The organism is Neobacillus drentensis (assembly GCF_036965645.1).
Taxonomy (GTDB): Bacteria; Bacillota; Bacilli; order Bacillales; family Cytobacillaceae; genus Neobacillus; species Neobacillus drentensis_D.
Window position 1 is genome coordinate 1 of sequence record NZ_JBALPZ010000132.1, and the last position, 12548, is coordinate 12548.

The following is a 12548-nucleotide window of genomic DNA, read 5'->3' on the forward strand; positions in this document are numbered from 1 at the left end:
CACTCCCCTTCCTTCCTTAATCCATTTGCCCACAACCCCCCCCCTTTTAAGGAAGTATACCCAGTTTCTTCCTTCGCTTCTGTCAGAAAACACAAAATTTTTTTCAACATCACGTGACAGACATCGCAAATAGGATTAAAATCATCAATAAGTGAGAAAAGCGGAAGCGGCTTGACCAGGAGGAAAAAAGAAGTTCATTTTTTCCTAGGTGCCGAAACTGCCCAATAAATAAAGTTGAAAGAAATAGGAGGACATCCACATGCATCTCAGCAGTGAGGAAATTGAAATTTTAAAAATCATTGAAGAAAATAACAAATTACCCATAGAGTCCATTGCCCTAATGGCCATGTGCAGCGAAGAAAACGTTAAAGCGACCATCGAAAAATTAGAACAAGCACAAATCATCATCAGCTACCCAACCTTAATTGACTGGAGCAAAGTCGAAGGTCAAGAACACGTCGTGGCGATGATCGACGTGAAAGTAACACCAAAGCGCGGGGTCGGTTTTGATGAAGTTGCCCAGCGAATCGCTCGATTCCCTGAGGTAACATCCCTTTACCTTATGTCCGGTGCCTACGACCTTTCCGTCACCGTCGAAGGAAAATCGATGATCCAAATATCTCAATTTGTATCAGAAAAATTATCGACAATTGAAAATGTCATCTCGACGACCACCCATTTCATGCTAAAAAAATACAAACATGATGGCGTTATTTTCAAAAGTGAAAATGATGATAAGGACCGCAGGATGGTGGTTACACCATGAGGCACGAGCATGAGCACTATCTATCCCAAACCGCTAAAGAACTTCAGCCTTCCGGGATCAGAAAGTTTTTCGACCTTGCCGCAAGCATGGAAGGGGTCATTTCACTAGGTGTTGGTGAACCAGACTTCACCACTCCATGGAGCATTCGCGAAGCGACCATTTTATCACTTGAGCAAGGCTATACCTCTTACACAGCAAACGCCGGACTGCTCGAATTACGGCAAGAAATCACGAACTATTTAAACACAAGATTCGGGGTAGACTATAATCCCAAAAACCAGATAATCGTAACTATCGGAGCAAGCCAAGGTATTGACCTTGCCTTTCGCGCTATTTTAAACCAAGGCGATGAGGTCTTAATTGTAGAACCTGCCTTTGTCTCTTACGGTCCATTAGTGGCGATTGCCGGGGGGAAACCTGTTCCTGTTTCCACCTCTCCAGAGAACGGCTTTAAAGTAACACCGGAACAAATCGAGGCAGCAATTACACCAAATACAAAAGCCATTTTACTTTGCTCGCCAAACAATCCGACTGGCACGATGTTAACGAAAAATGAGCTAATAGCAATCGCCAGCATCATCAAGAAGCACGACTTACTGGTGGTTTCGGATGAAATTTACGCCGAGCTATCCTATGATGAAGAATTTTGCAGTATTGCCTCCATCGAAGGCATGTATGAGCGGACGATTTTAATCAACGGTTTTTCGAAGGGATTTGCGATGACGGGCTGGAGATTAGGTTTCCTTGCTGGACCCCTCGAATTCGTGGAGGTCATGTTAAAAATCCACCAATATACCACCATGTGCGCACCGCATATGCTTCAGCATGGAGCCATTGAGGCCCTTCGCAATACGTACGATGAAGTAATCTCGATGAGGAACAGCTATCGCCGGAGACGAAATTACATGGTGCAGACCTTAAACAAGATGGGTCTCGATTGCCACAATCCTGGCGGCGCCTTCTATGTTTTCCCGTCGATTCGCGCCACAGGCTTAAGTTCGGAACAATTTGCGGAAGAACTGCTAATGCAGGAAAAAGTTGCGGTTGTACCGGGGCATGTTTTTGGCGAAAGCGGGGAAGGATACATCCGCTGCAGTTACGCCGCTTCCATGGAACATCTCCAGGAAGCACTCAAACGAATTCAGCATTTTATCGAGTCAAAAGGCGTTTTTCCTGCTAAGGCAGAAGTGAACAAGGTAGAAGTTGAATAAAAGTTCATACAAAGCGAAGATGACGTGTGAATCCACACGTCATCTTCTTTTACTTGTCATGGGTATAGTTCAAAGTCGTTTTTTCTTTTCTTAGAGGTTCAACAATGAGGGATTGGTAAAAGTAATTAATAATGGCTACCACAAGACTTAGAAGGAAAAGCTGCTTGCGGCTCATTCTTACCATTTTATATACTCCTAGCTTTTCTGCTATGGTGGTCAATGGGTAAGAAATAAGTAGTCAGCGAAAATATTAGTCAACAGATATAGCCAGAATCTTTTGGAAGTTAATTTGAATATCCATAAGTTTAGGACCGTAAATGGACCAAATACGAAGGATACATCGGTTGCCAGCTTTGAAAAAATAGGATTTTTTACTTTCCACCATTTAAATTCCCGGGAAAGCTCGCTATTAATGCAATAATCAAGTCACTAAAGACAATAGTAGGCAGATACCGAATAAATGAAGATTTACCAAACTTAAATAAGGACATCCAAGGCAGGATTAACAATAAATACATTCTCCACTTTTTCAACATTATAAACCCTCTAACGTTTGGATGAAATATGGCTCAGGCTCTATTATCTAACCCATTCGTATTTTTACCTCTAATACCCTCGAATATCCATTTCGTTTTATTTATACTTTTGAAGGCAAAGAAAAAGGAAAACTCTGCGGCGAGTTTTCCTTTTCCTATAATTCCAACGTCATAAAAACACTATTAGGCTCTTCAATATAATCCGCAAACGGCTCACAATATTGAAAGCCAAAACTAGCATACAATCTTCTCGCCGGCTCAAAGGCAGCCATTGACCCTGTTTCCAGACTTAAGCGACGATAGCCGCGCCGTCTAGCTTCATCCAAAATATGCTCTAACATCCGTCTGGCAACACCTTTTCTCAGATGCTTGGATGACGTCCGCATCGATTTGACCTCACCATGCTGGTCATCCAATTCCTTCAACGCCCCGCATCCAAGCAACTCCATACCATCCCATGCGCTCCAAAAAGTAATTTCCGGTTTCCGCAGCTGATCAAGCCCAAGTGCATGGATACTCTCCGGCGGTGAATTCAATGTCATACCATGTAGATGCTCTCTAATCAATTCAGCGACTTCAGGACCAGTTAAATCATCCTTTTTTATGAACATAAAACGCCACCATCTCTTAAGACCGTATTCTTTTTAGTCCTCATACCCATTCGGATTATTTTTCTGCCATCTCCAAGAATCCTCACACATTTCCGCAATTCCCTTCGAAGCAGTCCAGCCAAGCTCATTTTTTGCTTTCGATGCGTCAGCATAACACACAGCAACATCTCCTGGTCTGCGGTCAACTATCCTATAAGGAATTTCTACGCCAGAGGCCTTTTCAAAAGCAGCGACAATCTCAAGCACACTATAGCCTGTACCCGTTCCAAGATTATAAGCCTCCACACCTGTTGCAGGAAGAATTTTTTCAAGCGCCTTTAAATGGCCAATCGCTAAATCTACAACATGAATGTAATCGCGGACACCTGTCCCATCAACAGTTGGGTAATCACTGCCAAACACTTGCAATTGCTTTAACTTGCCGACTGCTACCTGAGTAATGAATGGCATTAAGTTGTTAGGAATTCCGTTCGGGTCTTCGCCGATTCTGCCGCTAATGTGAGCCCCAATCGGGTTGAAATAGCGTAATAATGCAATACTCCATTCTGGATCAGATACATATAAGTCTCGTAAAATCTCTTCAATCATCAGCTTAGTCCGGCCATATGGGTTCGTTGCGCTTAGCTCGAAATCCTCGGAAATCGGCACCCGCTCCGGCATTCCGTACACGGTTGCAGAAGAACTAAAGACCAAATTTTTGACACCATACTGCTTCATCACTTCACAAAGAATCAGTGTACCAGTGATATTATTATGGTAATAGTGAAGCGGGATCGAGACGGATTCCCCTACCGCCTTTAAGCCGGCAAAATGAATGACTGCCTCTATTTGATTCTCAGCAAAAACCTTCTCAAGGCCTGTCCGATCTAGTAAATCAACCTCATAAAAAGCAAAATCCTTCCTCGAAAGCTCTTTTACTCTTTCTAAGGATTCCGGTTTACTGTTTGAATAGTTGTCAACAATGATGATTTCATGGCCGGCATTTAACAATTCAATACATGTATGGCTGCCGATATATCCGGCTCCACCTGTTACTAACACTGCCATATGATCTCTCCTCTGTTTCGGCTTTCTAAAAACTTCTAAAGTGCTATATCTTCTTATAAACTACATCTATATTACCAAATATTTTGTAAAATATATACAAAAAAAATAGGGGCACCATTGTCCCATTAACCTAAATATTAAGACTCTTCCTGACTAAAATATTTTTCCGAATAATCAATTGTTCCTCGAGAAACATTAGCCATTTAGCTTATATCAGTGCCGTCAGTATTACGGCTAGGAAAAAGAAGACCATCGTGCCAGTTCCCTGCCTGGAAAAATCGAAAGGCGAAAAAGAATGGATAACGGTTTGTATGCCTATGTGCTAATGGATGATCTTCTTTATATCGCTTGAAAGCTGATGAATATTGATGTTCTTATCACGAACATTCAGCAAAATCGCCATGATGGTATGATCCTTAAAAATTACATGCAGCGTTTCCCAGCCGCCAACTACACCTCTGCTAAAAACCTTATTGTCGTTAATGTAGACACCCTCTCCATATTTAGATAGGGATCCGGGTATCAGCATTTCCTGTAAACTCCGCTCAGTAAGGAGCTTTCCGCTTAGCAACGCCTCATCAAACAAACAGAGATCCAGAGCCGTAGAATAAATATCTCCACAGCCAAAAAGCTTGGCCATATTCAATATATTGACTGGCAGCACATAATCCCCCGCCCTTAAATAACCTTTCGAAGTATAGGGCATCTGCCTGTTTTGAGTCATAAATCCGGAATGCTGCATCGAAGCTTTGTCAAAAATATTCTTTTGTATATAGTTATGTAATGATTCTCCTGATGCTTTTTCAACGACCAGTCCTAACACGAAATAATTGATATCATTGTAATCCCATCTCTTACCGGCAGGAAATTTAACGCTAATCCCTTTGAACATATCTTTTGATTTTCCATGAAAGAATAGATTCTCCTCTATTCCTGACGTATGGTTTAATAAATGGATTAGTTTAATACGGCGGCCATTTGGGAAGTTAGGAATAAACGTTGATATCGAATCCTCTGTGCTCAACTTTCCTTTTTCCTGAAGCTGCAAAATACTTGTAGCAACCATCACCTTAGTGATGGATCCAATGGGAAAAGTGGTGGAAGGCAGGTTCACTCTCCCAGTAGCTCGATTGGCCAAACCAATTCCCTCGTTAAAAATCAACTTATCTTTCTTCACTACCGCAATACTGCCGTTGACATGTTTGGAAAGCAGGTATTGACGAATCCTCTGCTGCTCTTTTTGGGTCTCGACGCCATTTCTTGCACCAATTTTCGGGCTTATGGAACAGCTTTGAGTGATTAAGAAAAGGGCTATAACAAGATATTTAAATTTCATGCAATCACATCTTCCCATTAGTGTCCATGTGATTATTATGTATGAAAAGAGGAATAAATAACAAAAATATAGGGGGAAATCAGGCAATAAAAAAGGTATCAACATCTTTACGAATCGGCACCTATCTTAAACATCCAGCAATCATTAAGTCGAGAGGATTATTGGTTTCTTTCGGAATCCCTTAATCATCAAGCTTTACTTGAAGACTGTCTGGACTATGATTTAAAAACAAAATTACAAAAAAGATCTTCTATCATCTAATGAAGATTTCAGCATAGCAATAGCGATTAAAAAAAGAAGACAGCTTTCCTTTTAACGGAAAGCTGTCTTCTTTATATATTCATCAAATGATTTCAAAATTTGTGGGGCATAATAACTGAAAATGTCGGATAAAGGGGAGGAAGCATGTCTTTAACCATTTATTCCACCATTAGTTTGATCGCAGTCATTTATTGTACGGTACGACCCAAGATATTGAATACACTAGAACTAACGATGATTTTCCTTCTGGTTATGTACCTCGACAGCAATGTCATGGATTTGGTCATGTTAAATTCAAAAAGAATTGAAATGTCAAGAACAAGCGCGGACCGCTTCACGTTTTACCTTACATTTATCGTGTTATATCCGTTAATCATAGCCTGCAGTTTAGACCATCTTAGGAAAGTTCAAGCCAAGCTGGGTAAGATCCTCTTGATTCTATTGGCTGTGTCTGCCATCGTCGGACTAGAATCGGGTTTAAAATATTTTAAGGTGCTCACTTATAAAAACTGGAACTTCTCGTTTGATTTAGTTCAATGGCTCTGTACATATTCAATTACTTACTTCCTTCATCATTTATTTCGAAAATTAATCCTGAAGGAGTTGAATCGCTAATGTTACTACTGCCAGATAAATTTGACGAAAACGAATGGTTTATTATTATTTCCCTTATTGTCACTTATTGGTTAATCGTAAAGCTGCCAAAACGATTCCCGCTCACCATTACACTGCTGATCCTTTTTTTCGGTATGGCCTATGTGCAAGTAATCGACCATATCTTAGCAGGCTCAAGTTTTAATACGTATGATATCAATGACTATGGAAAATTTGAGTGGTTTGATTGGATTGGCTGGTTTATTTATCCGCCGTTTGGGTATTTTTTTATTTATTTCTTTGATAAGTGGTCAATTCGCGGGATTCGATTATTTGGGTACATTATGGGATGGTCAGTCATTGCTATGATCGTAGAATGGATCAGTCTAGAGTTTAATATGTTCAAATATTACAGTTGGAAATTCGCCTACTCCTACCCCGTCTATTTACTTACCCTATGTATATATCTCTTGTTTTTCCTATATGTAAACAGTACGTTTCAAAAATTAAAGGCATTAAGGAAGCCGGTTAACTAAACAAACCACCTTCTCTACTTGGTTAGTTTCTGGAAAGGCGTTGTGACTGAAAAAAAACGCGAGTATAATTAGGAAGAAGTTTGACATTAGTACCGCATATAGGAGGTATACATGAAACAGGAAAGTTCACGATCGATTGCCCTGCCGCTGACGATTTCGATTATTGCGATTTCGTTTTCGGCTATTTTTGTGAAGTGGTCAGACGCACCGGCATCTATTCTCAGTATGTACCGGATGTGGTTTGCCAGTATATTAATGCTGCCAATCGTTTGGAAAAAGCGTCATGAATTCCAAAAAATCGCGATAAAGGATTGGTATTTTTTATTTTTTTCCGGCCTTTTTTTAGCGTTTCACTTTGTTCTCTGGTTTGGCTCACTAAAATTAACAACGGTAGCCAGTTCCACGATTATTTTGGCGCTGCAGCCAATTGTTTCCTTGGTAGGAGGGTTCTTTTTATATAAGGAACGGACCACCCTTTCATCCATGCTGACTATGGGAATTGCCATCATTGGTGCGATGATGATTGGCTGGGGTGACTTCGGCCTGAGTAAAGGAGCGATTATGGGGGATATCCTCTCCTTTTTTAGTGTAATCTCGGTTGTAGGTTACCTGTTAATTGGCCAGACGACTGTTAAAAAGGTTTCTCATTGGCTTTATAGCTTTTGTGTCTTTTTCTCAGCAGCGATTGTGCTTACCATTTATAATTTTTCTGCTGGTGTTGAGGTTGTTGGTTATCCGGCAAAGGAATGGGGCATTTTTCTATTGCTCGCCACGGTTCCAACCGTTAGTCATGTAATCAATAATTGGCTATTAAACTATGTAAATGCCACAACGATATCGATGAGTATTTTAGGAGAACCTGTTGGTGCTACGATTTTAGCATTCTTCTTATTGCATGAACATCTAGCTGGCTGGCAAATTGTCGGCGGTCTGCTTGTTTTGGCTGGCGTCTTTTTCTTTTTGACCCAGAAGCAGCAAATGACTGTCCCGGAAGTGGTAAAGGAAGGAACATATTAAATAGGACGCTTAGGGTGCGTCCTTTTTTGGTATGAATTAAAATATGTTTTTATGACCGTAATTTAGTCTAATCAAATGGTTCATATTCGGCTCAGTGTATCATACAGCCCTTGTCTGTTCATGGGGTAGACTTCCTCGGACCACATGGTGTGATCAATCTCCTGTGAAATCCCAAATTCTTTGACTAGCTGTTCAATCTTTGTCCATTCTTCAATCAAAGCTTCAGCAGAAACCGGTTTACTAAAGAAATAACCTTGTCCCTCATCACAAAGATGCTGTTGTAAAAAGACTAACTGTTCCCTAGTTTCAGCCCCCTCTGCCACCACTTTCAGCTGGAGATGATGTGCCATCGATATAATGGTTTTTACAATCGTATCATCATTATTATTATTTAACAGCTCCCGTACAAAAGACTGGTCAATCTTTAACGTATCAACTGGAAACTGTTTTAAATAATTCAATGAACTGAATCCTGTTCCAAAATCATCAATACTGATGAGCACACCAAGCCGCTTTAATTCGTGCAGGGTGGAAATCGTATGTTCAAGATCCATCGTCATACTTTCGGTGATTTCAAGCTCTAAAAAATGCGGGTCGAGCCCTGTTTCGTTTAGTACTCTTTTAACCGTGGCAGCCATACTGCTATGTGAGAACTGGCGTGCAGAGAGATTAACTGAGATGACCATTGGCGGCAGTCCCCTATCCTGCCAGTGTTTATTCTGCTGACACGCTTGCCTTAACACCCACTCTCCAATGGAAATAATTAAGCCAGATTCCTCTGCTACCGGAATAAACTTTGCCGGCGAAACCATCCCCCACTGAGAGTGGTTCCAACGGAGCAATGCTTCAGCACCAATTATTTTTCCTGTTTTCAAATTAACCTTTGGCTGGTATTGTAGAAATAATTCATTTTGTTTAATGGCTTTATGAAGATCCAATTCCATTTTTAACGGATCAAAATTCCCTTCATACTTGATGCAGGAATAAAAGCGATACGTCTTCTTTCCAGCCTTTTTTGCCTGGTACATCGCAAAATCAGCATACTTAATCAGTGTTTCGACCGTTTCCCCATCCTCCTCGGATAAACTGATTCCGATGCTCGGAGAAGTAAAAACTTCCGTCGAATTCAACTGGAACGGTGTGGAAAAGGCTTCAAGGATTCGATTAGCCGCAGCATCTGCACGCTCCCGGTCCGCATCATTTAAAATGACGATAAACTCATCTCCACCCTGTCTGAAGATTAAATCTTGATCTGAAAGGGCTTCCCTTAAACGCTCCGCAACTTTTTTCAATAGCAGATCACCCATGGAATGACCTAATGTATCATTGACAATCTTAAAACGATCAAGATCGATGAATAGTATGGCGATACTTTTAATCATAATCGTTCCGTTTACTAGGAGTGACTCTAACATATTCCGATTAGGAAGACCGGTTAAATAATCGTGGTAGGCCAAATGCTCGACCATTTCCTGATTTTTAATAAACTCTGTAATATCTTTTGCAATTCCATAAACCCCAACGGTTTTCTCATCCACAATAATCGGGATAATGGTTACATTTAAACTAAGAATTTCCCCGTGTTTGCACTTAAGGCGAGTCACAATATTTTGCATACTTGCTGCATCTTCGCCACTTGATAAATGAAACAGTCTCAGCGTTTCATCCAAGTCCTCGTCATATACAATTTCCGTAAAGCTTTTGCCTAACAGCTCTTGGGGACTATAACCAGATAATGTCTCACACACTTTGTTAGCGCTTGTAAATCTCCCCTCTAAATCTAGAGAATAAACAGCGTCCGAATGGTAATCAAAAAGTGATTTATAACGTTGTTCACTCATTTTGATTTGCTCTTGAAGCTTCTTCTTCTCTGTGATATCGCTTCCTACAGCCATCAGAGCAGGATGCCCATTAAACATGATATTTGTCCCAACTGAATCTACAAAAATGGTTCTTCCATCTAACGTATTAAATCGATACTCACGCATAGCGACATTCTCATGTTTAGACAATCTTGAGAGGTTATTTATTAATTCTACACGGTCTTCATGATGGATAAATTCAAAGATACTTTTTCCGAGCAGATCATTCTCATCGGCAGCACCAAACAGCTGCATCGCGGCCTGATTGGCAAACACAATACGATTTTCTTTAAATACAAGAATCGCCTTTGGAGATACCTCTACTAAACTGCGGTAGCGGTGCTCACTTTCAATTAATTCCCGCTCTGTTTGTTTCCACTTGGTCACATCTCGGACAGACACCGTTATATATTTACCTGCTATAATCAAAAAGAGGATGATGAGTGTAAAAACAAAGATGACTTCCAAGATGATCCCCCCAAAAACTTCTATTTATAAAAGAGATATTATATATCTGACTATTTTCCTATAATGATACTTATTGTTAATATAGCAAGAATCAAGTCTGCTCACATTGATAAATTATTTCCATAGCCTATTAACTTACTAAACAGAAATGAGGCAATGATAGATGAAAAAGGCTGCCATGGGTTCATGGCAGCCTCGTTCTATTAAATTATGCATCCTGAACGATTGGCTGGTCAATGACATCACAGTCGGGCGCATTTGTTGCACTAATTCCGCTAATGGTTACAATGTGCACACCTGTATTATCAGACCCTGCGCCAAATGCGGTTTTTGAAGCACTTTTGGGAGAAACAAACAAAGCACCTCCAAATTGTACGATCCCGCCGCTTACGATATCAATCTTGACTGGGGGATTAAATGACATGGTTGAACATCCTTTACAGTTGGATTTCTTATCTTAATTTATGTCAGACAGGATTCTTGTGTGTCCGCGGGCATGAAGGAAGTGGGATGTTTTTTTGCCAAAAAAAGAGCACCACATTCGAATGCGGCACCCTCCACTTTCCATTTAGATAAACAAGCTAAGCAATAAGACAATTCCTAATCCGACAAGTGAGTTAATTAACAAAAGAAGTCCCCATGATTTGAGTGTATCTTTAATGGATAAATTAAAGTATTCCTTAAACAACCAGAAAGAGGCATCATTCACATGGGTAATGGTGTTACTGCCAGCAGCAGTTGCTAATACCATCAAGGCAGGATTGACATCAAATTGATGCATTAATGGACCAACAATCCCGGCTGCGGTAATCGCAGAAACAACACCTGTACCTGTCGCTAAACGGAGCAATGCTGTTATAAACCACGCCATAATAAGTGGTGAAATGCTTGTGTGTTCCATCATTTTGGCGATATAGTCACCAACGCCTGAATCTAAGATAATTTGTTTGAACGCTCCTCCTGCGCCAACGATGAAGATAACCATCGCAACGCCCTCAATGGCCCCTGAAAAGGATTTCATTACTTCAGGCATGGTCCGGCCAATACGAATACCAAATACGTATACGGCCGCTAAAACAGCAAGTAACATACTGATTTCAGCACTTCCGAAGAAGTTTATAACTTGATAGGCTGTCGAATCTTTTTTGATAAAAATATTTAAAATAGTTGCTGCAGTAATAATAATGGCTGGAATTAAAGGAACAATTAAACTTACAGCGAAACCAGGCATTTCTTCATCAGTAAACTCTTTTGATTTCTTTAATAATGGCGGAACCGGACGCTCCACATTACGCATCAATTTTGGAAAAATAATCCCCGAACAGATAATGGCTGGAATAACCACGACAAGACCCAAAATATAAACCATACCCATATCGGCACCATAGGCAGAAACAAGGGCCACTGGACCCGGCTGCGGCGGAAAAATACTATGAGCCATTGTGGCTGCGGCAACCATCGTCACACCAAGGCGTAAGTATGGCATTTTTGCTTCAACCGCGATACTGATTACCAGTGGAGCTAAGATAATAAATGCCACCTCGTAAAATACTGAGACACCGAAAATCGCACCGACGAGCAAGATCGCCCATTGAACATTTTTGACACCGAATTTATTTAAGAGTGTAGACGCTACTCGTTGTGCAGCACCTGAGTCCACCATCAATTTCCCCAGTACCGCACCAAATCCAATGACTAATGCCAAACTGCCAAGTGTGCCGCCAAGACCTTTTTTAATTGTTTCTATGACTTCTGGCAGTGATAAGCCATTCATGATTCCTACGAATATAGCCGCAATTAGGAGTGCCAGAACCCCATTCAGTTTCCATTTCATATTCAAAAATAAGAGTAATGCGACCCCCACCGCTACCCATATGATGGGTAATGAGTCTGTTAGTCCTTGCATTTTGAATCCCCCCCGATGTATGTATTTCTTTTACTGCAACCCTTTTCAATATTCCATAAAAAAGAAAAAGAAAAGATTCGCATATTTAATTTGTTTACTAAACAAATTACATTTGTAAGGTTAATATAGAATGATACCGCTGTCAACTTAGAAGTATCAAACTTTCCTTTAGCGCAAAGCTCAGGTTGAATTAGTGAACTATTTGTGAAATCAAACTATTTATCCTACAATACAAAAAGGTTGTACCCCTCTTCTAGAGAGTACAACCTTTTTGTATGTGGCTCTATTAAACGATATAATTTCTTATACTATGTTAATTGAAGCGGAAGGCGCTCGACTCCTGCGGGAGTACGGGGCAGGGGAGACCCCACAGGCGCGTAAGCGCCGAGGAGGCTCC

13 protein-coding genes are annotated in these 12548 nt (G+C 40.7%); 5 read left to right on the plus strand and 8 right to left on the minus strand.

What is annotated here, in order from left to right:
- The first annotated feature begins 259 nt into the window (after positions 1-259).
- Complete coding sequence (locus tag V7266_RS22960; RefSeq protein WP_335471321.1) at positions 260-766, plus strand: Lrp/AsnC family transcriptional regulator; 507 nt, start codon at positions 260-262, stop codon at positions 764-766.
- Positions 763-1977, plus strand: a complete 1215-nt coding sequence (locus V7266_RS22965) for an aminotransferase (protein WP_335471323.1) — start codon at positions 763-765, stop codon at positions 1975-1977. The genes V7266_RS22960 and V7266_RS22965 overlap by 4 nt, the downstream gene beginning before the upstream one ends.
- 49 nt (positions 1978-2026) lie before the next feature.
- On the opposite strand, the gene V7266_RS22970 is transcribed toward V7266_RS22965, so the two are convergent.
- The 5 genes from V7266_RS22970 to V7266_RS22990 form a co-directional block, all read right to left on the minus strand.
- The gene (locus V7266_RS22970) at positions 2027-2161 is read right to left on the minus strand and encodes a hypothetical protein (RefSeq protein WP_335471326.1); all 135 of its coding nucleotides are present in this window, start codon (positions 2159-2161) and stop codon (positions 2027-2029) included.
- A 187-nt stretch (positions 2162-2348) separates the two neighbouring features.
- Positions 2349-2513, minus strand: coding sequence for a hypothetical protein (locus tag V7266_RS22975; RefSeq protein WP_335471328.1), 165 nt, complete (start codon positions 2511-2513; stop codon positions 2349-2351).
- Between the two features lie 155 nt (positions 2514-2668).
- The gene (locus V7266_RS22980; protein WP_335471330.1) at positions 2669-3124 is read right to left on the minus strand and encodes a GNAT family N-acetyltransferase; all 456 of its coding nucleotides are present in this window, start codon (positions 3122-3124) and stop codon (positions 2669-2671) included.
- Positions 3125-3157: 33 nt separating this feature from the next.
- Complete coding sequence (gene galE, locus V7266_RS22985) at positions 3158-4171, minus strand: UDP-glucose 4-epimerase GalE (RefSeq protein ID WP_335471332.1); 1014 nt, start codon at positions 4169-4171, stop codon at positions 3158-3160.
- A 322-nt stretch (positions 4172-4493) separates the two neighbouring features.
- The gene (locus tag V7266_RS22990; protein WP_335471335.1) at positions 4494-5507 is read right to left on the minus strand and encodes a serine hydrolase domain-containing protein; all 1014 of its coding nucleotides are present in this window, start codon (positions 5505-5507) and stop codon (positions 4494-4496) included.
- Positions 5508-5912: 405 nt separating this feature from the next.
- On the opposite strand from V7266_RS22990, the gene V7266_RS22995 reads away from it, so the two are divergent.
- The 3 genes from V7266_RS22995 to V7266_RS23005 all read left to right on the plus strand — a co-directional run bounded on the left by V7266_RS22995 (position 5913) and on the right by V7266_RS23005 (position 7915).
- Complete coding sequence (locus V7266_RS22995) at positions 5913-6383, plus strand: hypothetical protein (RefSeq protein WP_335471337.1); 471 nt, start codon at positions 5913-5915, stop codon at positions 6381-6383.
- Complete coding sequence (locus V7266_RS23000; protein ID WP_335471339.1) at positions 6383-6898, plus strand: hypothetical protein; 516 nt, start codon at positions 6383-6385, stop codon at positions 6896-6898. The genes V7266_RS22995 and V7266_RS23000 overlap by 1 nt, the downstream gene beginning before the upstream one ends.
- Before the next feature lie 111 nt (positions 6899-7009).
- Positions 7010-7915, plus strand: coding sequence for a DMT family transporter (locus V7266_RS23005; RefSeq protein WP_335471341.1), 906 nt, complete (start codon positions 7010-7012; stop codon positions 7913-7915).
- A gap of 80 nt (positions 7916-7995) precedes the next feature.
- Here the strand turns inward: V7266_RS23005 and V7266_RS23010 are convergent, their stop codons facing one another.
- The 3 genes from V7266_RS23010 to V7266_RS23020 all read right to left on the minus strand — a co-directional run bounded on the left by V7266_RS23010 (position 7996) and on the right by V7266_RS23020 (position 12151).
- Positions 7996-10245, minus strand: a complete 2250-nt coding sequence (locus V7266_RS23010) for a putative bifunctional diguanylate cyclase/phosphodiesterase (protein ID WP_335471343.1) — start codon at positions 10243-10245, stop codon at positions 7996-7998.
- A gap of 208 nt (positions 10246-10453) precedes the next feature.
- Positions 10454-10669 carry a spore germination protein gene (locus tag V7266_RS23015; RefSeq protein WP_335471345.1) on the minus strand — a complete coding sequence of 72 codons (216 nt, stop codon included), beginning with the start codon at positions 10667-10669 and terminating at the stop codon, positions 10454-10456.
- A gap of 144 nt (positions 10670-10813) precedes the next feature.
- The gene (locus V7266_RS23020) at positions 10814-12151 is read right to left on the minus strand and encodes a gluconate:H+ symporter (RefSeq protein ID WP_335471347.1); all 1338 of its coding nucleotides are present in this window, start codon (positions 12149-12151) and stop codon (positions 10814-10816) included.
- Positions 12152-12548: the final 397 nt, after the last annotated feature.

Coding starts and splice junctions, on each gene's coding strand:
- V7266_RS22965 (WP_335471323.1), top strand. CDS start 763: ATGAGGCACGAGCATGAGCACTATCTATCCCAAACCGCTAAAGAACTT.
- V7266_RS22960 (WP_335471321.1), top strand. CDS start 260: ATGCATCTCAGCAGTGAGGAAATTGAAATTTTAAAAATCATTGAAGAA.
- V7266_RS23005 (WP_335471341.1), top strand. CDS start 7,010: ATGAAACAGGAAAGTTCACGATCGATTGCCCTGCCGCTGACGATTTCG.
- V7266_RS23000 (WP_335471339.1), top strand. CDS start 6,383: ATGTTACTACTGCCAGATAAATTTGACGAAAACGAATGGTTTATTATT.
- V7266_RS22975 (WP_335471328.1), bottom strand. CDS start 2,513: ATGTTGAAAAAGTGGAGAATGTATTTATTGTTAATCCTGCCTTGGATG.
- galE (WP_335471332.1), bottom strand. CDS start 4,171: ATGGCAGTGTTAGTAACAGGTGGAGCCGGATATATCGGCAGCCATACA.
- V7266_RS22980 (WP_335471330.1), bottom strand. CDS start 3,124: ATGTTCATAAAAAAGGATGATTTAACTGGTCCTGAAGTCGCTGAATTG.
- V7266_RS22970 (WP_335471326.1), bottom strand. CDS start 2,161: ATGGTAAGAATGAGCCGCAAGCAGCTTTTCCTTCTAAGTCTTGTGGTA.
- V7266_RS23020 (WP_335471347.1), bottom strand. CDS start 12,151: ATGCAAGGACTAACAGACTCATTACCCATCATATGGGTAGCGGTGGGG.
- V7266_RS22990 (WP_335471335.1), bottom strand. CDS start 5,507: ATGAAATTTAAATATCTTGTTATAGCCCTTTTCTTAATCACTCAAAGC.
- V7266_RS23015 (WP_335471345.1), bottom strand. CDS start 10,669: ATGTCATTTAATCCCCCAGTCAAGATTGATATCGTAAGCGGCGGGATC.
- V7266_RS22995 (WP_335471337.1), top strand. CDS start 5,913: ATGTCTTTAACCATTTATTCCACCATTAGTTTGATCGCAGTCATTTAT.